Source organism: Streptomyces aureoversilis, assembly GCF_042657885.1.
GTDB classification, from domain to species: domain Bacteria; phylum Actinomycetota; class Actinomycetes; order Streptomycetales; family Streptomycetaceae; genus Streptomyces; species Streptomyces aureoversilis.
In genome coordinates this window covers 144,071-163,047 of sequence record NZ_JBHSKJ010000015.1, presented here as the reverse complement: position 1 = coordinate 163,047, position 18,977 = coordinate 144,071, and the positions used below count along the sequence as shown (strand labels likewise).

At 72.6% G+C, this 18,977-nt stretch carries 17 protein-coding genes; 10 read left to right on the top strand and 7 right to left on the bottom strand.

Features of this window, described 5'->3' with window-relative positions; translation table 11 throughout:
- Window positions 1-60 precede the first annotated feature (60 nt).
- Window positions 61-4,641 carry a polarized growth protein Scy gene (scy, locus tag ACFPP6_RS25220; protein WP_382046546.1) on the bottom strand — a complete coding sequence of 1,527 codons (4,581 nt, stop codon included), beginning with the start codon at window positions 4,639-4,641 and terminating at the stop codon, window positions 61-63.
- Window positions 4,642-4,822: 181 nt separating this feature from the next.
- Window positions 4,823-5,263 carry a methylmalonyl-CoA epimerase gene (gene mce, locus ACFPP6_RS25215; RefSeq protein ID WP_382046543.1) on the bottom strand — a complete coding sequence of 147 codons (441 nt, stop codon included), beginning with the start codon at window positions 5,261-5,263 and terminating at the stop codon, window positions 4,823-4,825.
- A gap of 193 nt (window positions 5,264-5,456) precedes the next feature.
- On the opposite strand from mce, the gene ACFPP6_RS25210 reads away from it, so the two are divergent.
- The 3 genes from ACFPP6_RS25210 (at window position 5,457) to ACFPP6_RS25200 (ending at window position 9,714) form a co-directional block, all read left to right on the top strand.
- Window positions 5,457-6,632 carry an acetyl-CoA C-acetyltransferase gene (locus ACFPP6_RS25210; RefSeq protein WP_382046737.1) on the top strand — a complete coding sequence of 392 codons (1,176 nt, stop codon included), beginning with the start codon at window positions 5,457-5,459 and terminating at the stop codon, window positions 6,630-6,632.
- Window positions 6,633-6,669: 37 nt separating this feature from the next.
- Window positions 6,670-7,629 (top strand): methylmalonyl Co-A mutase-associated GTPase MeaB, encoded by a 960-nt coding sequence (meaB, locus tag ACFPP6_RS25205; RefSeq protein WP_382046540.1) that lies wholly within the window; start codon window positions 6,670-6,672, stop codon window positions 7,627-7,629.
- A 183-nt stretch (window positions 7,630-7,812) separates the two neighbouring features.
- On the top strand, window positions 7,813-9,714 hold the full coding sequence (locus ACFPP6_RS25200) for a transglycosylase domain-containing protein (protein ID WP_382046537.1): 1,902 nt from the start codon (window positions 7,813-7,815) through the stop codon (window positions 9,712-9,714).
- A 96-nt stretch (window positions 9,715-9,810) separates the two neighbouring features.
- On the opposite strand, the gene ACFPP6_RS25195 is transcribed toward ACFPP6_RS25200, so the two are convergent.
- The 4 genes from ACFPP6_RS25195 to ACFPP6_RS25180 all read right to left on the bottom strand — a co-directional run bounded on the left by ACFPP6_RS25195 (window position 9,811) and on the right by ACFPP6_RS25180 (window position 12,445).
- Window positions 9,811-10,287 carry a MarR family winged helix-turn-helix transcriptional regulator gene (locus ACFPP6_RS25195; protein WP_382046735.1) on the bottom strand — a complete coding sequence of 159 codons (477 nt, stop codon included), beginning with the start codon at window positions 10,285-10,287 and terminating at the stop codon, window positions 9,811-9,813.
- A gap of 99 nt (window positions 10,288-10,386) precedes the next feature.
- A complete protein-coding gene (locus ACFPP6_RS25190; RefSeq protein WP_382046534.1) occupies window positions 10,387-11,160 on the bottom strand; it encodes an AIM24 family protein in 774 nt (257 codons plus the stop codon).
- Window positions 11,157-11,807, bottom strand: coding sequence for an AIM24 family protein (locus tag ACFPP6_RS25185; RefSeq protein WP_382046531.1), 651 nt, complete (start codon window positions 11,805-11,807; stop codon window positions 11,157-11,159). Before ACFPP6_RS25185 ends, ACFPP6_RS25190 begins: the two co-directional genes overlap by 4 nt.
- Window positions 11,807-12,445 (bottom strand): AIM24 family protein, encoded by a 639-nt coding sequence (locus tag ACFPP6_RS25180; protein WP_382046528.1) that lies wholly within the window; start codon window positions 12,443-12,445, stop codon window positions 11,807-11,809. The genes ACFPP6_RS25185 and ACFPP6_RS25180 overlap by 1 nt, the downstream gene beginning before the upstream one ends.
- A gap of 172 nt (window positions 12,446-12,617) precedes the next feature.
- Between ACFPP6_RS25180 and ACFPP6_RS25175 the strand changes: the two genes are divergently transcribed.
- The 6 genes from ACFPP6_RS25175 to ACFPP6_RS25150 all read left to right on the top strand — a co-directional run bounded on the left by ACFPP6_RS25175 (window position 12,618) and on the right by ACFPP6_RS25150 (window position 16,781).
- The gene (locus ACFPP6_RS25175) at window positions 12,618-12,962 is read left to right on the top strand and encodes a DUF3817 domain-containing protein (RefSeq protein ID WP_382046525.1); all 345 of its coding nucleotides are present in this window, start codon (window positions 12,618-12,620) and stop codon (window positions 12,960-12,962) included.
- A complete protein-coding gene (locus ACFPP6_RS25170) occupies window positions 12,959-13,255 on the top strand; it encodes an MTH1187 family thiamine-binding protein (protein WP_073792111.1) in 297 nt (98 codons plus the stop codon). Before ACFPP6_RS25175 ends, ACFPP6_RS25170 begins: the two co-directional genes overlap by 4 nt.
- A gap of 264 nt (window positions 13,256-13,519) precedes the next feature.
- Window positions 13,520-13,882, top strand: coding sequence for a hypothetical protein (locus tag ACFPP6_RS25165; protein ID WP_382046522.1), 363 nt, complete (start codon window positions 13,520-13,522; stop codon window positions 13,880-13,882).
- A 43-nt stretch (window positions 13,883-13,925) separates the two neighbouring features.
- On the top strand, window positions 13,926-14,438 hold the full coding sequence (locus ACFPP6_RS25160; protein ID WP_382046519.1) for a MarR family winged helix-turn-helix transcriptional regulator: 513 nt from the start codon (window positions 13,926-13,928) through the stop codon (window positions 14,436-14,438).
- Between the two features lie 140 nt (window positions 14,439-14,578).
- Entirely contained in the window at window positions 14,579-14,908 is a 330-nt protein-coding gene (locus ACFPP6_RS25155) for a DUF3817 domain-containing protein (RefSeq protein WP_382046517.1), read from the top strand.
- Between the two features lie 172 nt (window positions 14,909-15,080).
- Window positions 15,081-16,781 (top strand): acyl-CoA mutase large subunit family protein, encoded by a 1,701-nt coding sequence (locus tag ACFPP6_RS25150; RefSeq protein WP_382046514.1) that lies wholly within the window; start codon window positions 15,081-15,083, stop codon window positions 16,779-16,781.
- A 35-nt stretch (window positions 16,782-16,816) separates the two neighbouring features.
- Here ACFPP6_RS25150 and ACFPP6_RS25145 read toward each other — a convergent pair whose 3' ends face one another.
- A complete protein-coding gene (locus ACFPP6_RS25145) occupies window positions 16,817-17,437 on the bottom strand; it encodes a TetR/AcrR family transcriptional regulator (protein WP_382046511.1) in 621 nt (206 codons plus the stop codon).
- Window positions 17,438-17,619: 182 nt separating this feature from the next.
- Here ACFPP6_RS25145 and ACFPP6_RS25140 point away from each other — a divergent pair, with 182 nt between their 5' ends.
- The gene (locus ACFPP6_RS25140) at window positions 17,620-18,594 is read left to right on the top strand and encodes a tetratricopeptide repeat protein (protein WP_382046508.1); all 975 of its coding nucleotides are present in this window, start codon (window positions 17,620-17,622) and stop codon (window positions 18,592-18,594) included.
- Window positions 18,595-18,977: the final 383 nt, after the last annotated feature.

Below are 18,977 nucleotides of genomic sequence, written 5' to 3'. Positions count from 1 at the left end.
AGCGGCGTGTCATCAGGTGAATGGTTGGCAGATCTGGAGAATGTCCCCCCGTTTGAGTGGCTACTTCTGTGACTGCTTGCCACCCGAACGAGTAGCACCGGCACCCGCCGCTGCCTTCACCCCGCCATCCTTGGCGCTTCCGGCCCCCGGGGCCTCAAAAGATTCCAACGCCTCCAACACGTCCTGGACACGGGAAATCTCGGCCTGAATGTCCTCGCGGCGGCGCACCAGGACCTCCAACTCCCGCTTTCCCTCCTCGACAAGGCGCTTGGCCTCCTCCGCACCCTCGGTGCGCAGGCGCTCCGACTCCCGTACGGCGGCGGCCTTCTTCTGCTCGGCCTCCTTGAGCAGCCCCTCCACCTTCTTCACCGCGGCGATCCGCACCTTGCTGGCCTCGCTGCTCGCGTCGGACAGCAGCTTCTTCGCCTTCTCCTCGGCCTCCTCGAGCTGCTCGGTCGCGGCCGCGACGAGCTTGTCGCAGCGCTCGCCCGCCGACTGCATCGCCTCGGCGGCCTCGCGGCGCGCCCGGCCGTGCAGCTCCTCGACCTCGCTCTCGACGCGCGAGCGCAGTTCGTCGGCGCGCTCCCTTATCGCGGTGGCGTCCCCGCGGGCCTCGGCGAGCAGCGTGTCCGCGTCCGTACGGGCCTGCTCCACCAGGGCGTTGCCCTCGCCGGTGGCCTCCGTGACGATCCGCTCGGCCTCGCGGCGGGCCACGCCCACCATCGTGTCGGCCTGCTCCTCGGCGGCCGCGGCCGTGCGCAGCGCCTCCTCCTGCGCCTTGGCGATCAGGGCGTCCGCCTGCTCGCCCGCGTCGGCCAGCCGCTTGGCGGCGGCCTCCCGGGCGTCGTCGACGGTCTGCTCGCCCTCGGCACGCGCCTCCGCGCGCAGCCGCTCCGCCTCCTGGACGGCGTCGGCCTTGATGCGTGCGGAGTCCGCGCGCGTGCTGTTGGCGTTCTCCTGCGCGGCGGCCAGCGCCTCGGAGGCCTCCAAGGCCATCCGCTCGGCTTCCGCCGTCGCCTCGGCGACGAGGGTGTCGGCCTGCTCGGCGGCCTCCGTGCGGCGGGCGTTCGCCGCCTCCCGGGCCTCGTCGAGGACCCGGGCGGCGTCGGAGCGCAGCCGCTCGGACTCGGCGTCCGCCTCGGCGAGCGTGCGCTCGGCCTGCCCCGCGGCCTCCGTGCGGACGGCCTCGGCTGCCTCCCGGGCCTCCTCGCCCGTACGGGCCGCCTCGCGGCGCGCGGTCTCCACCGTCTCGGCGGCCTCGGCCCGCAGCTTCTCCGCCTCGGTCGTGGCCTCGGCGATCAGCTCGTCGGCCTGGGCGGCCGCTTCCGTACGGTGCCGGCCGGCGGCCTCGCGGGCCTCGTCGACGATGCGGTCCGCCTCGGCCTGCGCCCCCGAGGTGAGCTCCTCGGCCTCGCGGATGATCCGCTCGGCCTCGGCGTGGCCCTCGGAACGCATCCGGTTCGCGTCCTCGCGGGCCTCGGCGCGTGCCCGCGCCGCGTCCTGCTCGGCCGACGCCAGGGCGTCGGACGCGTCGGTGCGCATCTGCTTGGAGCGGGCGGACGCCTCCGCCACCGTGCGCTCCGCGTCGGCCTTCGCCTTGGCGAGGAGCGCCTCGGCGGCCTCGGCGGCCTCGCTGCGGTGCTTCTCGGCGTCCTCGCGGGCCTGCGTGACCGTCCGCTCGGCCTCGGCGCGCAGCCTGGCGGCCTCCTCGGCCGCCTCCGCCTGCTGCGCCTGCGCCGACTCGCGGGCCTCCTCCAGGACGGAGCCGGCCTCGGCGACCAGCCGCTCGGCCTCCGACGTGGCCTCCGCCATCAGGGCGTCGGCCTGCTCGGCGGCCTCGGAGCGGCGCGCCGCGGCCGCGGCGCGCGCCTCGTCGGCCGTGGCCGCGGCGTCCTGCTGCGCCTTCTCGGCCGTCTCCTCGGCCTCCGCGATCAGCTTCTCCGCCTCGGCCATGGCCTCGGAGAGCAGCTCGTCGGCCTGCACGCCGGCCTCGGCGAGCTTGGCGTGGGCGCTGTCGGTGGCGTCCTCCAGCGTGCGGGCGGCCTCCGCCTCCAGGCGCTGACCCTCCGTGATCGCCTCGGCGACCTTCCGCTCGGCGAGCGCCTCGGCGGCCTCCGCCGCGGCCTGCGCCTCGGCGCGGATCCGGGCCGCGTCCTCACCGGCGCGCTCGCGCTCGGCGTACGCGTCGGTCCGGACCCGGTCGGCCTCCTCCTGGGCCTCGGTGAGCGTGCGCTCCGCGTTGTGCTCGGCGGCCGAGCGCAGCCCGGCGATCTCCTCCTCGGCCTGCTCGTGCAGCCCGGCGACCGCGTCGCGCACCTGCTGGGCGGTCGCCTCGGCGGCCGACACCAGCTCGGCGGCGCGCGCCTCGGCCTCCTCGACCAGGCGCTGGGCCTCCTCCTGCGCCTCCGTGACCCGCTTGCGCGCCGAAGCCAGCAGCTCCTCGCTCTGCTCGCGCGCCGCCTCGCGCTCGGCCTGCGCCTCCGTACGGGCGTCGCCGAGCAGCTCCTCGGCCTCGCGCCGGCGGCGGGCTGCCTCCTCCTGCGCGGCCGCGAGGGCCTCGGCGGCCTCGGCGGACGTGCGCTCGGCCGCGGCGTTCGCCTCGGCCCGCACCCGGTCGGCGGTCTCCTGCGCCTCGCTGCGCAGCCGCTCCGCCTCCGCGTTGGCCTCGGCGCGCAGCCGCGCGCCCGCCGACTCGCCCTCGCTGCGGGCGGCCGCGGCCTCCTCGGCGGCCTCGGCGCGCAGCCGCTCCGCCTCGGCCTCGGCCTGCGCCTGCAGCGCGCGCACCCGCTCCGCGGTCTCCGTGCGCCGGCTCTCGGTCTCCTCGGCGGCCTCGCGGCGCAGCCGCTCCGCCTCCGTACGGGCGTCGCGCAGCGCCTCCTCGGCGGCCTCCACGCGCTGCTCGGCCTCGGCGTGCAGCCGGGTCAGCTCCGCCTCGGCCTCGGCGCGGCGCGCCTCGGCGGCCTTCTCGGCCTCCTCGCGCAGCTTGCGCGCGGCCTCCTCGGCCTCGCTGCGGGTGCGCTCGGCGTGGTCCTCGGCCTCCTCGGCCATCTCCTCGGCCTCGGTGCGCGCCCGCTCCAGGGCCTCCTCGGCCTGCTTGCGCAGGGAGGCGGCCCGCTCGGCGGCCTCCGACCGGACCCGCTCGCTCTCGGCGGCCGCGCCGCCGCGCGTCTCCTCCGCGTCGGCCTTGGCCTTGGCCAGCAGTTCCTCGGCGGTGCCGGCCGCCTCCTCGATCTGCTGCAGCGCCTCGCGCCGGGCCTCGCCGCGGATCCGCTCGCCCTCGGCGACGGCATCCGCCCGCAGCTGCTCGGCCTCGCCGCGCAGCCGCCGCGCCTCCTCCTGGAGCTCGACGGTCTTGGCGCGGTACTCCTTGGTGTCGTCCTTCGCCGCGCCCTTGAGCTGCTCGGCGGTGTCCGCGGCCTGCGCGCGCAGCCGCTCGGCCTCGGCCTCGGCCTCCTTGCGGATCCGCTCCGCCTCGGCGGCCGCGGCCTTCGTGGTGGCGCGGGCGTCCTCGGAAGCCTTGGAGAGGACCTCCTCGGCCGTACGGGCGGCCTTGGACAGCTGGGCCGCGGAGTCCTCCGCGGCGGCGCTGCGGGCCTTCTCGGCGGCCTCGGCGACGAGCCGCTCGGCCTCCGCGGCGGCGTCCGCGCGCAGCTGCTCGGCCTCGGCCTTCAGCGCCTCGGCGTCCTTGGTGGCCTCGCTGACCAGCCGGGCGACCTCGGCCCGGGCGGTGCGGGTGCGCTGCTCGTTCTCCGACTCGGCGCCGGACAGACGGCGCTCGGCGCTCTCCTTCGCCTCGGCGACCAGCTTCTCGGCCTCGGCGCGCGCTTCGCGCAGCGCCCCGTCGGCCTCCTGCAGGCGGGCCTCGGCGGTACGGGTGAGCTCGGCCGCGGCCGTACGGGCCTGGTCGCTCTCCGTGCTCGCGGACGCGCGCAGCCGCTCGGCGTGGTCGGTGGCCTCCTGGGCCTGCGCGGACGCGGCGGTCAGCAGCCGCTCGGCGTCCGTACGGGCGCGGCGCAGCAGGGCCTCGGCCTCGGCGCGGGCCTCGTCGGCCGCGGAGCTGAGGCGGGCGCGGGCCTGCTCGGCCAGGCGCTGGGCCTCCGCGCGGGCCGTGGCCAGCGCCTGCTCGGCCTCCGCCCGGGACTCCTCCAGCAGCCGCCGGGCCTGGGACTCCGTGCGCGCACGCAGCTGCTCGGCCCAGGCCACGTTCTCGTTGACGTGCGACTCGACGGTCTGGCGGCGCTCGTTGAGCTCCTCGTCCAGACGCTGGCGGCGCGCGACGGCCTCCGCGTGGAGCTCGGCCTCCATCCGGGCCTGGCGCTCGGCCTGCTCCTGCAGCAGACGCTGCGTCTGCGCCCGGGCCTCGCGCAGCTCGCGCTCGGCGTCGGTGCGCATCTGATCCGCCTGAATCTGGGCATTGCGGAGCAACTGCTCCGCCTGGTAACCCATGTCGGCGGTGTCGTACGCCGGGCGGTGGGCGAGATTGCGGCGCGCCTCGTGGAGCTTGGCGCGCAGCACCTCGACCTGGTAGCCGAGGTCGTCGGCGTGCTGGACCGCCTTCTCCCGCTCCTTCTTCAGCCGCTCCATCTCGGCTTCGAATTGCGAGAGGTGGTCGTCAGCCTCGTAGCGGTCGTTGCCCCGCACTGCGCGGTCCCATCCGTCCCCTGGTCGCCTTGGCGGCCGGCCCGTTCCCGCGTGTATCGGTTGGAATCCGGAGCCCGCCCTTCCGAAGAAATGGTGTCAGATCATCGGTACAGCCCGGTCCGGGCCCCCACCCCCAGGACCCCGGCCGAACCCGCACTCTACCGGCCGGGGGAGGTGAGGGTCAGTGCTCCCGGTCCGCCGGGGGCGCCGAGGTGACCAGTTCGGTCAGCACGCCGTGGCAGTCCTTGGGGTGCAGGAAGGTGATCCGCGAGCCCATCGAACCGGTCCGCGGCTCGTCGTAGAGGACCCGCACGCCCTTGCCGCGGACGGCCTCCGCGTCCCCGTCCACGTCCGCCGTGCCGAAGGCGATGTGATGGACCCCCTCGCCGTTCTTCGCCAGCCACTTGCCGACCGCGGAGTCCTCCCGCGTCGGCTCCAGCAGCTGCAGGTAGGAGGCCCCGCCGTCGGACGTCTCGTTGATTTTGAGCATGGCCTCGCGGACGCCCTGCTCCTCGTTGACCTCGGTGTGGAACACCTCGAAGCCGTACGTGGCACGGTAGAACTCGACAGTCCGGTCGAGGTCGAAGCAGGCGATCCCGATGTGGTCGATACGCGTCAGCATGGAACCAGTGCACCGCCGTACGGCTTGGTCACGCAACGTGTACGCAACGTGCTTGCGATCACACCCGCTGCCCGGTGACCCCGCGGGTACCGCTCAGTACATTGACGGAAACCATCGTTAACCTCCGCTCGAAGTCGACTCGAAGGGGCCGCGCCTCATGTCTGGTACGAACGGTTCGACCAGCACCACCTCCGTGATCGTCGCGGGCGCCCGTACGCCCATGGGCAAGCTGCTCGGCTCCCTGCGCAGCTTCTCCGCGGCCGAGCTGGGCGGCTTCGCCATCAAGGCGGCCCTGGACCGGGCCGGCATCGGCGGCGACCAGGTGCAGTACGTGATCATGGGTCAGGTGCTGCAGGCCGGCGCCGGGCAGATCCCGGCCCGCCAGGCGGCGGTCAAGGGCGGCATCCCCATGCACGTCCCCGCGCTGACCGTCAACAAGGTCTGCCTCTCCGGCCTGGACGCCATCGCGCTGGCCGACCAGCTCATCCGCGCGGGCGAGTTCGACATCGTGGTGGCCGGCGGCCAGGAGTCCATGACCAACGCCCCGCACCTGCTGCCCAAGTCCCGTGAGGGCTACAAGTACGGCGCGATCGAGATGCTCGACTCGATGGACCACGACGGCCTCACCGACTCCTTCGAGTCCATCGCCATGGGCGCCTCCACCGAGAACCACAACACCCGCCTCGGCATCGGCCGCGCCGCCCAGGACGAGATCGGCGCCCGCTCCCACCAGCGCGCCGCCGCCGCCCAGAAGAACGGCATCTTCGAGGCCGAGATCACCCCGGTCGAGGTCCCGCAGCGCAAGGGCGACCCGGTGGTCTTCGCCCACGACGAGGGCGTCCGCGGCGACACCACCACCGAGGTCCTCGGCAGGCTGCGCCCGTCCTTCAGCAAGGACGGCACGATCACCGCCGGCACCTCCTCGCAGATCTCCGACGGCGCCGCCGCCGTCGTCGTGATGAGCAAGGCCAAGGCCGAGGAGCTGGGCCTGGAGTGGATCGCCGAGATCGGCGCCCACGGCAACGTCGCAGGTCCCGACAACTCCCTGCACTCCCAGCCCTCCAACGCCATCCTGCACGCGCTGCGCCGCGAGGGCCTGGCCGTCGAGGACCTCGATCTCATCGAGATCAACGAGGCGTTCGCCGCCGTCCTCGTGCAGTCAATCAAGGACCTCGGCGTGTCCCCGGAAAAGGTGAACGTCAACGGCGGTGCCATCGCGCTCGGTCACCCGATCGGCATGTCCGGCGCCCGTACCGTCCTCCACCTCGCGCTGGAGCTCAAGCGGCGCGGCGGCGGCATCGGCGCGGCGGCCCTGTGCGGCGGCGGCGGCCAGGGCGACGCCCTGATCATCCGCGTCCCCGGCAAGTGACCTCACACTTCCCGAGGTTTCCCAGAACGGAGCACTGATGGTGGACGTCCCCGCACTGGTGGAGCAGGCCCGCGAAGGCCGGCCGCGCGCCGTGGCCCGGCTGATCTCCCTGGTGGAGGGGGCGTCCCCGCAACTGCGCGACGTCATGGCCGCCCTGGCCCCGCTGACCGGCGGCGCGTACGTCGTGGGCCTGACGGGCTCGCCCGGCGTCGGCAAGTCGACGTCGACGTCGGCGCTGGTCAGCGCCTACCGGCGGGCAGGCAAGCGGGTCGGGGTGCTGGCCGTCGACCCGTCCTCGCCGTTCTCGGGCGGCGCCCTGCTCGGCGACCGCGTACGGATGTCCGACCACGCCTCCGACCCGGGGGTGTACATCCGTTCCATGGCCACGCGCGGCCATCTGGGCGGCCTGGCCTGGGCCGCCCCGCAGGCCATCCGCGTCCTGGACGCGGCCGGCTGCGACGTGATCCTCGTCGAGACGGTCGGCGTCGGCCAGTCCGAGGTGGAGATCGCCTCCCAGGCCGACACGAGCGTGGTGCTCCTCGCCCCGGGAATGGGCGACGGCATCCAGGCCGCGAAGGCGGGCATCCTCGAGATCGGCGACGTCTACGTCGTCAACAAGGCCGACCGCGACGGCGCCGACGCCACGGCCCGCGAGCTCAACCACATGCTCGGGCTGGGCGAGGCCAGGGGCCCGGGCGACTGGCGGCCCCCGATCGTCAAGACGGTCGCCGCGCGCGGCGAGGGCACGGACGAGCTGGTCGAGGCCCTGGAGAAGCACCGGGCCTGGATGGAGGAGCGGGGCGTGCTGACGGACCGTCGCACGGCCCGGGCCGCCCGCGAGGTCGAGACCATCGCCGTCACGGCCCTGCGCGAACGCATCGCCGACCTCCACGGCGACCGCCGCCTGACCGCCCTGGCGGAGCGCATCGTCGGCGGCTCGCTGGACCCGTACGCGGCCGCGGACGAACTGGTGGCGGGCCTGACGGAGCGGGCCTGACGGAGTGGGCCTGACGGAGTGGGCCTGACGGAGCGGGGATGACGCGAAGGGGACGGGCCCGGCGCACTCCGGCCGCCGGGCTCTCCTGAGCTGTCATGGAACGCTCATACGAATCGTCGAACCGGATCTTGGTCGGGGGACGTCCTACAGACGTCCCCCGTTTCCGTCGAGAGCGATCAGCCCTTGAGCAAGAACCGGCACAAGCTGCGTCCCCGCCGCCGCAGGACGGAGGAAGCGGCAGCCCGCAAGCGCTTCATCGACTACCCCCGTCAGGGCAGACGCGGCGTGCGCCGCTGGCTGCCGTCGTGGCGGCTGACGGGAGGCACCCTCCTGTTCTGCCTGGGCGGTGCGGCCGGGCTGTTCGCGTGCGTCTACGCGAGCGTCGACATCCCCGACGAGAACGCGGCGGCCCGCCAGGAGGCCAACACGTACTACTGGTCGGACGGTTCGCGGCTGGCGAGCGTCGGCGAGGTCAACCGCACCATCGTCCGGCTGTCCGACGTGCCGGAGTCCACGCAGAACGCGGTGATAGCCGCCGAGAACGAGAGCTTCTACCGTGATCGCGGAGTGTCGTTCAAGGGCATCCTGCGGGCCTTCGCCAGCACGGCGGGAGGCGAGGAGACGCAGGGCGGCTCCACCATCACCCAGCAGTACGTGAAGAACACCTACCTCTCGCAGGAGCAGACCGCCACCCGGAAGGTCAAGGAGTTCGTCATCTCGCTGAAGGTGGACCGGACGAAGAGCAAGCAGGAGGTCCTGCAGGGCTACCTCAACACCAGCTGGTTCGGGCGCGGGGCGTACGGGATCGAGGCCGCCGCCCAGGCGTACTACGGCGTCCCCGCGAAGAAGCTCGACCCTAGCCAAGGCGCCATGCTCGCGGCCCTGTTGAAGGGGGCCGAGCTCTACGACCCCTCGGTGAGCCGGAGCAACCACGCCCGGGCGGAGGACCGTTGGAAGTGGATCCTGGACCGGGAGGTGAGGACCGGCCGCATGTCCCAGGCGGAGCGCGACGCCTACCGCACCTTCCCCGAACCCCGCAGGCAGTCCGTGTCCACCGGCCTCGGCGGCCAGGCCGGCTATCTGGTCGACGTGGCCAACAAGGACATCAGGCAGCGGGCCATGCTCACCGAGCAGGACCTGGCCCACGGCGGCTACCGGATCCACACCACCTTCGACAAGGGCCGCATGGAGCGGCTGAAGAAGGCCGTCGACGGGGTCCTCGCCAAGGACACCGACCCGCGCAAGCGGCCGGACTCCGACACGGACGTCCAGGCGGGGGCCGCCTCCGTACGGCCCTCGGACGGCGCCGTTCTCGCCCTCTACGGCGGGCCCGACGCCACGAAGCACTTCGCCAACAACGCCGACACCTCGGGCGTCCCGGCGGGCTCCGCCTTCAAGCCCTTCGTCCTCGCCGCCGCCCTGCAGGAGGGCGTGGACCCCGCCGGCTACTACGACGACAACGGCAAGCTCCGCACGGCCGAGGACTCCGGCCCCGACGAGAACCACCCCACCCTCCGCCAGGCCCTCACGAGCGGGGGCAACGCGACGTACGTGCGCCTGGGCCGGGAGGTGGGCCTGAAGAAGGTGCGGGACACGGCCGTCCGGGCCGGCCTGCTCAAGAGCAGCATGGCCGAGCTGGAAGAGGCCTTCCCCATCGGCACGTCCACGCCGAGCGCGATCCGCATGGCCGCGGCGTACGGCACCTTCGCCAACGGGGGCCTGCAGAACGACCCCTACTCCGTCACCAAGGTCGTCAAGGACGGTGCGTCCGTGGGCGGCTTCGAGAGCCGGGCCAAGGCGCGGCGGGCCCTGGACAAGGACGTGGCGGGGGAGGTGGCGCGCGCCTTGCGCGACCCGGACGGCGGATCCTGGTCGGCCGGGCGGACCGGCGACCAGGACCGCCTGAACTCGGCCTGGTTCACCGGCTGGTCCGGGGACCTGTCCACGGCCGTGACGGTGTTCCGTACGAAGCCCGAGGGCGGCCCGCTCCTGCCGATGGCTGACCTGGGCGGCGAGGAGGGGCGGCGGGGCAACGCCTTCCCGGCCCGCATCTGGGCGGACTGCATGGGCACGGCCCGCCCCTGAGCGCGCGCGGCGCGGGGCGGGCGGGGCTCAGGCGCGGCCGCGGTCCGGGCCCGGACGCAGCCGGGGCCCGGGCTCAGGCGCGGCCGCGGTCCGGGCTCAGGTGCGGCCGCGCAGGGAGCGCAGGTGCTGGGCGACCGGGGCCAGGGAGGCGTGGAGGGCCTTGAGGTCCGCCTCGCCCAGCAGGTCGATGAAGTGCTCGCGCACGGAGGCCACGTGGTGCGGCGCGACCTGCCGCATCGTGTCCCAGCCGTGCTCCGTGAGGACGGCGTACAGGCCCCGGCGGTCCGACTCGCAGTTCTCGCGCCGCACCAGGCCCGCGTTCTCCATGCGGGTGATCTGGTGGGAGAGGCGGCTCTTGGACTGCAGCGTGGCGGTGGCGAGGTCGCTCATCCGCATGCGGTGGTCCTCGGACTCCGAGAGGTTGACCAGGATCTCGTAGTCGTTGTTGGTGAGGCCGAACGGCTGCAGGTCCCGTTCGAGCTGGTGCATCAGCAGGCGGCTGACGTCCAGGTGGGCGCGCCAGGCGCGCTGTTCCTCTTCGCTGAGCCAGCGGGTGCCGTTCTCGGTGTCCATAGACATAGAGGAATTCTACCTAAGAAAGTTGAAAGATTAACCAGTTGTGGTGCGGAGCGTGAGGTCACACGTTCGACGTCACACTCCGCAGAGTACCGCTCACAGCCCGAAGCGGCGCTGGAGGTCTCCGAGCTGGCCCGGCATACGGGGCGTGGTTGGCTGATTCGACGGGCTTGCGTGAGGGACCCCCTCCTGCTGCGGCGTCTCACCGGTGGGGATCCCGGCCATCAGCTGCTCCGTGGACTGCAGCAGCACCGTACCGGCGCCCACGAACTCGAACTGGTGCTCCTCGCCCGAGGTGCCGCCGAGGCCCGTGAAGGCGCGCACGCCGCCGAGCACCCCCCGCAGGTACTGGTGGTCGTAGTGGTGGCAGGGGGAGGGGCAGTCGGCCCAGCCGACGAGGGCCTGCGGGTCCACCCGGACGGGTGGTTCCACGAAGACCACGGGGCCGTTGGAGGCCGCCACGAACTTGCCCGTGCCGATGAGCGTGAGGAAGCCGGGGACGATCGACTGCTTGAGCGAGAGCGACGGCTGGAAGGCGAGCAGGTTGCCCGACCGCACCGTCAGGTTGCCGTCCTCCAGGTCGTAGGAGTTGACGTCGAAGCTGCGGTCCGCGAGGACCATCTTGCCCTTGCCCTCGGCGACCACCCAGTCCGCGGCGTGCAGCGGCGAGTGGAAGCTGTGGGCGATGAGGCGGTCGAGGCGGCCGTGCCCGATGCCGTGGAAGTCGATGTTCCCGTAGTAGGCGATCATCTTCCCCTTCTGCAGGAACCACTGGCCGTCGAGGTCCACGCTGAAGGCGTACGGGTTGACGTTGTCGTCGGCCGGCAGGGTGTGCGCGTCGAAGACGACCGGACCGTTGGCAGTGCTCACAGCTTCTCCTCCGACGCCTGTACGTAGACCGTGCCCTCGCCGGACAGCTCCAGCTGGAACGCCTCCCCGGAGCCGCGCCCCACCATCTCGCGCCAGCCGATGGCGGTGGAGAGCTTGCTGCGGACGTCTCCGCGGTGGGCGACGTAGGCCTGCGGGTCCACGTGGACGGGCCGCTGGGTGCGGATCGGCAGCTCGATGACGCCGCCATGGGCCATCACGGCGACCGCGCCGTGGCCCTTGAGGGTCGTGGTGAACAGGCCCTGGCCGGTGACCTGGCCGCGGACCATGCCCATGACGCCGCCCTGCGAGCCCATGAACATGGTGCCCTGCTGCAGGGTGCCGTCGAAGGCGAGCAGCCGGTCGGCCTCGACGTAGAGGGTCTCGCCCGACAGCTCGATCACCTGCACGTGGTGGCCGCCGTGGCCGAACATCACCGTGCCGCTGCCCTCCACGGTCATCAGCGGGGTGGCCTCGTTGGCGATGCGGCGGCCGATCATGCCCATCACGCCGCCCTGGCCGCCGGTGATGCTGGGGGTGAAGGAGACGTCGCCCTTGTAGGCGAGCATCGCGCCGCGCTGGCTGAAGAGGCGCTGACCCGGGGCGATCTGCGCCTCGACCATGCGGGAGTTCAGGGTCCGGAACGGCATCAGACGTCGCCTCCGAAGGTGGTGCGCTCGCTCGGCTGCACGTAGACCAGGCCCTCGCCCTCGAAGCGGATCTGGAACGCCTCGCCGGAGCCCTCGCCGATGAACGTGCGGAAGTTGACGCCGGACTGGAAGTGCTGCTTGAGCTTGCCGGTGTGGGCGATGTACGCGCCCGGGTCGACCTGCAGGGGGGTGGACGGGGTCACGCGCAGCACGACGGCCGTGCCGTCGGACATGATCGCCGCCTGGCCCGTGCCCTCGACGGTCGTGGTGAACAGGCCGTTGCCCTGGGAGGCGCCGCGCAGACCGGTGAAGGTGGTGCCGGTGCGCAGGCCCGCGTCGGCCGCGAGGAGGTTGCTCGCCTCGACGTGGAGCGCCTCGCCGCGCAGGGAGACGAGGTTGATCTCGGTCGCCCGGTCGGCGAAGTAGCAGGTGCCGTGTCCTTTCACCTCCATCACTTCCATCTGCTCGCCGGTGAGCCGGCGGGTGACCATGCCGCGCAGGCCGTCCCCGCCGCCGGTCATCTTCTTGAAGTTCATGTCGCCCTCGTACGCGACCATCGAGCCGTTCTTGGCCTTGACCGCGTCGCCCGTCAGGTCGACGGCGAGGACTTTGCTCCCCTGGAGCCGAAACTGTGCCACGGGACGACGCTAGCGGGCGGACTCGCCGGTCGACAGGGCCTTGGTCCCGGAATGACCCCGGATCCAGGCATCCGGGACGAGGCTGCGACAATGGACGAGCTTGTGAATGCCATCACAAGCTGTAGTCGTCCCGCCACTGTCCAGCCACTGACTCACGAAGGTGCGTACCCCCGTGGACATCAAGACCGCCTCCGCCCTGCGCCGGCTCCGCCTGGTCTCCGCCCCGGAGGCCGTTTCCTTCCTGCTGCTGCTCGTCTGCTCCGTGCTCAAGCGCACGACGGACTTCAACGCCGTACCGGTGATGGGCGCCGTCCACGGCGTCCTCTTCGTCATCTACGTGATCTTCTGGCTGGACGCCTGGAACAAGACCAAGTGGACCCTGAAGACCGCCGCCCTCTACTTCGTCCTCTCCGTCCTGCCGACGGGCGGCTTCTTCGCCGACCGGATGCTGCGCCGCGAGGCCGAGGCGAGCCTGATCGCCGCCCGCGCCCGCAAGGAGGGCGTGGTCAACGCATGATCGTCGCCTTCTCGGTGTCGCCGCTGGGCGTCGGCGAGGACGTCGGCGAGTACGTGGCGGACGCGGTGCGCGTGGTGCGCGAGTCGGGCCTGCCGAACCGTACGGACGCGATGTTCACGTCGGTCGAGGGCGAGTGGGACGAGGTCATGGACGTCGTCAAACGAGCCGTCGCAGCGGTCGAGGCCCGCGCGGGCCGGGTCTCCCTCGTCCTGAAGGCGGACATCCGCCCGGGCGTGACGGACGGCCTGACATCGAAGGTCGAAACAGTCGAGCGATACCTCTCCGAGGGCTGACCCCGGCCCGACAACTGACCTCGCCGAGGATCTGACCCCGGCCGACGGAAACGGCCCGGTTCGGGAGCGCACATGCGCTCCCGAACCGGGCCGTTCGCCGTTGCGGGGCGCGTCAGCCGACGCGGCCGCCGTCGCCGGAGGCCGCGCCCGTCCACTGGGTCGTGGTGGGCGCCGGAGCGATCGGCACCCTGGTGGTCGGGGGTGTCGTGCGGCTTGTCGTAGGCTCGGCGTGATCCACGGTCAAGATCTGCAGGGGGAGTTGCGATGCTCGACGTGTTCACCGGCGGGGCGAAGAAGTCCGGCGCCGACTTCGAGGTGGTGGTGCTGCGCGACACGCAGGCGGTCGCCGAGGCGATACGCGAGGCGCTGGCCGTCGCCGGCGCCGAGGAGCGGCCCGGGCTGGAGCGCGCGGCCGCGCTGATCGCCGAGCACGCGGCCCGCCCTGAGCGCGAGGTGCGGGCCGAGTGGGTGCGCGGCATCCTCGCCGAGGCGGGTGTCGACGCGCGTAGCCAGGAGCTGCACGCGATCAAGGCGCTGCGCAAGGCCGAGCGGGGCCTGAGCCTGGCGACGGCGGTGCGGCTGGTGCGCGAGGCCGCGGCGGTGCCGGCGGATGCGTCCGGGATCTGAGATACGCCCGACCGGGATATGACCGAACTGTAGGCTCGTGACCGTGCCCAAGCCGCTCAGCCTCCCCTTCGACCCCATCGCCCGAGCCGATGAGCTCTGGAAGCAGCGGTGGGGTTCCGTGCCGTCGATGGCCGCGATCACCTCGATCATGCGCGCCCATCAGATCCTGCTGGGCCAGGTCGATGCGGTCGTCAAACCGTACGGGCTGACGTTCGCGCGCTACGAGGCGCTGGTGCTGCTCACGTTCAGCAAGGCCGGTGAGCTGCCGATGTCGAAGATCGGCGAGCGGCTGATGGTGCACCCCACGTCGGTCACCAACACCGTCGACCGGCTGGTCGCCTCCGGCCTCGTCGCCAAGCGCCCCAACCCCAAGGACGGGCGCGGCACGCTCGCGTCGATCACCGAGAAGGGCCGGGAGGCGGTGGACGCCGCCACGCGCGACCTGATGGCGATGGACTTCGGCCTCGGCGCCTACGGGGCGGACGAGTGCGGCGACATCTTCACGATGCTGCGGCCCCTGCGGGTGGCCGCGGGCGATTTCGAGGACGCGGGTTAGGTTCGCCACTACCGTGGGCGTGGGTCGGCACGCCTTTCCCCGCTGCGCGGGGGTGATCCCAGCGTCCTGACGCGATATTGCGTGATGGCGTCGCGCTCCCCGCGTCTGCGGGGGATTTGCGAGCAGTTAGGCTCGTAGGCATGAAACGAAGCGTGCTGACCCGCTATCGCCTCCTGGCCTACGCCACCGCCGTGATGCTGCTGGTCCTCTGCGCCAGCATGGTCCTCAAGTACGGCTTCGACACAGGCGCGAACGCCACGCTGGTGATCTCCCAGATCCACGGCGTGCTCTTCATCGTCTACCTGATCTTCGCCTTCGACCTCGGCTCCAAGGCGCGCTGGAAGTTCGGCAAGCTGCTGTGGGTGCTGGTCTCCGGCACCATTCCGACGGCCGCGTTCTTCGTCGAGCGCAAGGTCGTCCGCGAGGTCGAGCCGCTGATCGCGGACGGCCCGGCGCGGGCCACCGCCTGACGGCGGCGGCACCGCCGCCCGGACCCCTCGTCGCCCCGCGACACCCCGCCCCGGACACCCCTTGTGTTCGGGGCACTCTTGCGCGACGATTTACTAGGACGTCCTAGTAAATTGCCCGCCGGGCCAGCGCCGGACCGGAGCGGGCAGGACGCGGAGAGGTGGACGAGAGCACATGGATGCAGCAGCCATCGAGGCCGGTCGCGGCCGCTGGCAGGAGCGTTTCGACGCGGCCCGCAAGCGGGACGCCGACTTCACCACCCTCTCCGGTGACGAGGTCGCTCCCGTCTACGGCCCCCGCCCCGGCGACGCGTACGAGGGCTTCGAGCGCATCGGCTGGCCGGGGGAGTACCCCTTCACCCGCGGCCTGTACGCCACCGGCTACCGCGGCCGCACCTGGACCATCCGCCAGTTCGCCGGCTTCGGCAACGCCGAGCAGACCAACGAGCGCTACAAGATGATCCTCGCCAACGGCGGCGGCGGGCTCTCGGTCGCCTTCGACATGCCCACCCTCATGGGCCGCGACTCCGACGACCCCCGCTCGCTCGGCGAGGTCGGCCACTGCGGCGTCGCCATCGACTCCGCCGCCGACATGGAGGTCCTCTTCAAGGACATCCCCCTCGGCGACGTGACGACGTCCATGACCATCAGCGGGCCCGCCGTGCCCGTCTTCTGCATGTACCTCGTCGCCGCCGAGCGGCAGGGCGTCGACCCCGCCGTGCTCAACGGCACGCTCCAGACCGACATCTTCAAGGAGTACATCGCGCAGAAGGAGTGGCTCTTCCCGCCCGAGCCCCACCTGCGCCTGATCGGCGACCTGATGGAGCACTGCGCCCGCACCATCCCCGCCTACAAGCCCCTGTCCGTCTCCGGCTACCACATCCGCGAGGCCGGGGCCACGGCCGCGCAGGAGCTCGCCTACACCCTCGCCGACGGCTTCGGGTACGTGGAGCTCGGCCTGAGCCGCGGGCTCGACGTCGACACCTTCGCGCCCGGCCTGTCCTTCTTCTTCGACGCCCACGTCGACTTCTTCGAGGAGATCGCCAAGTTCCGCGCCGCCCGCCGCATCTGGGCCCGCTGGATGAAGGAGGTCTACGGCGCGAAGTCCGAGAAGGCTCAGTGGCTGCGCTTCCACACCCAGACCGCCGGTGTCTCCCTCACCGCGCAGCAGCCGTACAACAACGTCGTGCGCACGGCCGTGGAGGCCCTCGCCGCCGTCCTGGGGGGCACCAACTCCCTGCACACCAACGCCCTCGACGAGACCCTCGCCCTCCCCAGCGAGCAGGCCGCCGAGATCGCGCTGCGCACCCAGCAGGTGCTCATGGAGGAGACCGGCGTCGCCAACGTCGCCGACCCGCTCGGCGGCTCCTGGTACGTCGAGCAGCTCACCGACCGGATCGAGGCCGACGCCGAGAAGATCTTCGAGCAGATCAAGGAGCGCGGCACCCGGGCCGTGCCGCACGGTGAGCACCCGATCGGGCCCATCACCTCCGGCATCCTGCGCGGCATCGAGGACGGCTGGTTCACCGGCGAGATCGCCGAGAGCGCCTTCCGCTACCAGCAGTCCCTGGAGAAGGGCGACAAGCGCGTCGTCGGCGTCAACTGCCACCACGGCTCGGTCACGGGCGACCTGGAGATCCTGCGCGTCAGCCACGAGGTCGAGCGCGAGCAGGTCCGCGTCCTCGCCGGACGCAAGGCCGCGCGGGACGACGCGCGGGTCCGGGCGTCGCTGGAGGCGATGCTGGCCGCGGCGCGGGGCGGTTCGAACATGATCGAGCCGATGCTGGAGGCGGTGCGGGCCGAGGCCACGCTCGGGGAGATCTGCAACGTCCTGCGGGAGGAGTGGGGCGTCTACGTGGAGCCGGCGGGCTTCTGACCCCCGGGGCCCGCCCCGGACCCCGGCCCGGCGGGTCAGAGCGTCTTCAGGCCCGCCACCAGCAGTACCGCGAACTCCCGGGCCCACTCCGGGCCCACCGGTTCCGCGCTGACGAGGGTGCGGTGCACCACGGCGCCCGCGATCACGTCGAAGATCAGGTCCGCGTTGCGGCCCGCCGTGGCCGCATCCTCCTCGCGGGGCAGCTCGCCCCGCAGCTGGGCCCGCTCGCGGCCCAGCAGCACCAGCCGCTTCTGGCGGTCCACGATCGCGCTGCGGATCCGGGTCCGCAGCGCGTCGTCGCGTGTCGACTCCGCAACCACGGCCATCAGGGCCGTCTTCGTCTCCGGCCGCTCCAGCAGCGCCGCGAACCGCAGCACCACGCCCTCGATGTCGGCCTGCAGGCTGCCGAGGTCCGGCAGCTCCAGCTGCTCGTCGAAGAGTGCCGCGACGGCGTCCACGACGAGCTCGTTCTTGCTCGCCCAGCGCCGGTAGAGCGTGGTCTTCGCCACCCCCGCGCGGGCGGCCACGTCGCCCATCGTCAGCTTCCCCCAGCCCAGCTCGACCAGCGCCGCGCGCGTCGCCTCGAGGATCGCGCGGTCGGCCTCGGGGCTGCGCGGGCGCCCGGTGCGGCGCCCGGGGGAGGGGACGGGGCTCATGGCACGGGACCCTACCGCCGAGTAGCCCCCGGGGCAGGGGGGCTTGCGGAGGGGGCGGGGGGTGCAGTTACGCTACGGCTCGTAGCGTAAGAGCGACAACCACGGACGCCGGGTGGGGACCCGGCGTCGCACGCCACCGCTATTTTTCCGGTTCACCGGGTCGAGGGGGGAGGATAGGGCCCATGCAGCCACGGAACATGTCCATGAGTGGAGTGGTCGACCTCGCCGCGGTGAAGGCGGCCGGGGAAGCCAAGCAGAAGGCGGAGCAGGCGCGCGCCGAGGCCGCCCGCAAGGGCACGCCGCCCGCCGCCGCGGGCCGTCTCGTCTTCGACGTCGACGAGGCCGGCTTCGAGGCCCAGGTCCTGCAGCGCTCCGCCGAAGTGCCCGTCGTCATCGACTTCTGGGCCGACTGGTGCGAGCCGTGCAAGCAGCTCGGCCCGCTGCTGGAGCGGCTGGCGGCCGAGTACGCGGGCCGTTTCGTGCTCGCCAAGGTCGACGTCGAGGCCAATCAGCTGCTGTTCCAGCAGTTCGGCGTGCAGTCGATCCCCGCGGTCTTCGCGGTGGTGGCCGGGCAGGCCCTGCCGCTGTTCCAGGGCGCCGCGCCCGAGGCGCAGATCCGCCAGGTGCTCGACCAGCTCGTGCAGGTGTCCGAGCAGCGCTTCGGCATCGTGGGCGCGCCGCTCGCCGCGGACGCGGGCGAGGAGGCGGCCGGGGCCGCGGAGCCCCAGGCGCCGGCCGGTCCGCACGACGGCGTGCTGAGCCTCGCCCACCAGGCGCTGGACGCGGGCGACCTGGGCGGTGCCGTCCGGGCCTACGAGAACGTGCTGGCCGAGGACCCGGGCAACCCCGAGGCGAAGCTGGGCCTCGCGCAGGCCGAGCTGCTCCAGCGCGTCCAGGGCATGGACCCGCAGGCGGTGCGCAAGGCCGCGGCGGACCGGCCCGGGGATGTGCAGGCGCAGATCGCCGCGGCCGATCTCGACCTGGCCGGCGGCCACGTCGAGGACGCTTTCGGCCGTCTGATCGATGCGGTCAAGCGCACCGCGGGCGAGGACCGCAACGCGGCGCGCGTGCGGCTGCTGGAGCTCTTCGAGGTGATCGGGGCGGACGATCCGCGGGTGAGCGCCGCGCGGACCGCGCTCTCTCGCGCGCTGTTCTGACACAAACGAAACAGCGGCATCGCTTTACCAAAACTTGGTAAACGAGGCCACCGTTACTCCGAGTAAGAAAAGCCCGGGCATTCGCCCGGGTTTTTCTGTTACCTCCGCTTCTCTCCGGGCACGGTCCGGCGACGTCCCGGCGCCTGCCGATGCACAGCGGACGCCCCGCGGTTATCGGCTCGTTACTCGCTAGTAATGAACCTCTTGTGCGGCAGCCGCGAATGCACCACGATCGGCCAAGCTCGGTCCATTCCTCCAACCCGGCAGCCGGCCGGCGTCGGGGGAGCGGGTCCCCACCGGGCGGACCGGCCCCGCGCGGGCCGGTTCAGGGACAGGGGGGTCCCCGCCGCACTCCGGCAGGGCCTGTCCCCGCGGTTGCGCGA

Excerpts from the sequence above, each read along its gene's own strand:
- mce (WP_382046543.1), bottom strand. The coding sequence starts at position 5,263 with ATGCTGACGCGTATCGACCACATCGGGATCGCCTGCTTCGACCTCGAC.
- meaB (WP_382046540.1), top strand. The coding sequence starts at position 6,670 with ATGGTGGACGTCCCCGCACTGGTGGAGCAGGCCCGCGAAGGCCGGCCG.
- ACFPP6_RS25195 (WP_382046735.1), bottom strand. The coding sequence starts at position 10,287 with ATGGACACCGAGAACGGCACCCGCTGGCTCAGCGAAGAGGAACAGCGC.
- ACFPP6_RS25185 (WP_382046531.1), bottom strand. The coding sequence starts at position 11,807 with ATGCCGTTCCGGACCCTGAACTCCCGCATGGTCGAGGCGCAGATCGCC.
- ACFPP6_RS25170 (WP_073792111.1), top strand. The coding sequence starts at position 12,959 with ATGATCGTCGCCTTCTCGGTGTCGCCGCTGGGCGTCGGCGAGGACGTC.
- ACFPP6_RS25165 (WP_382046522.1), top strand. The coding sequence starts at position 13,520 with ATGCTCGACGTGTTCACCGGCGGGGCGAAGAAGTCCGGCGCCGACTTC.
- ACFPP6_RS25155 (WP_382046517.1), top strand. The coding sequence starts at position 14,579 with ATGAAACGAAGCGTGCTGACCCGCTATCGCCTCCTGGCCTACGCCACC.
- ACFPP6_RS25150 (WP_382046514.1), top strand. The coding sequence starts at position 15,081 with ATGGATGCAGCAGCCATCGAGGCCGGTCGCGGCCGCTGGCAGGAGCGT.
- ACFPP6_RS25145 (WP_382046511.1), bottom strand. The coding sequence starts at position 17,437 with ATGAGCCCCGTCCCCTCCCCCGGGCGCCGCACCGGGCGCCCGCGCAGC.
- ACFPP6_RS25140 (WP_382046508.1), top strand. The coding sequence starts at position 17,620 with ATGCAGCCACGGAACATGTCCATGAGTGGAGTGGTCGACCTCGCCGCG.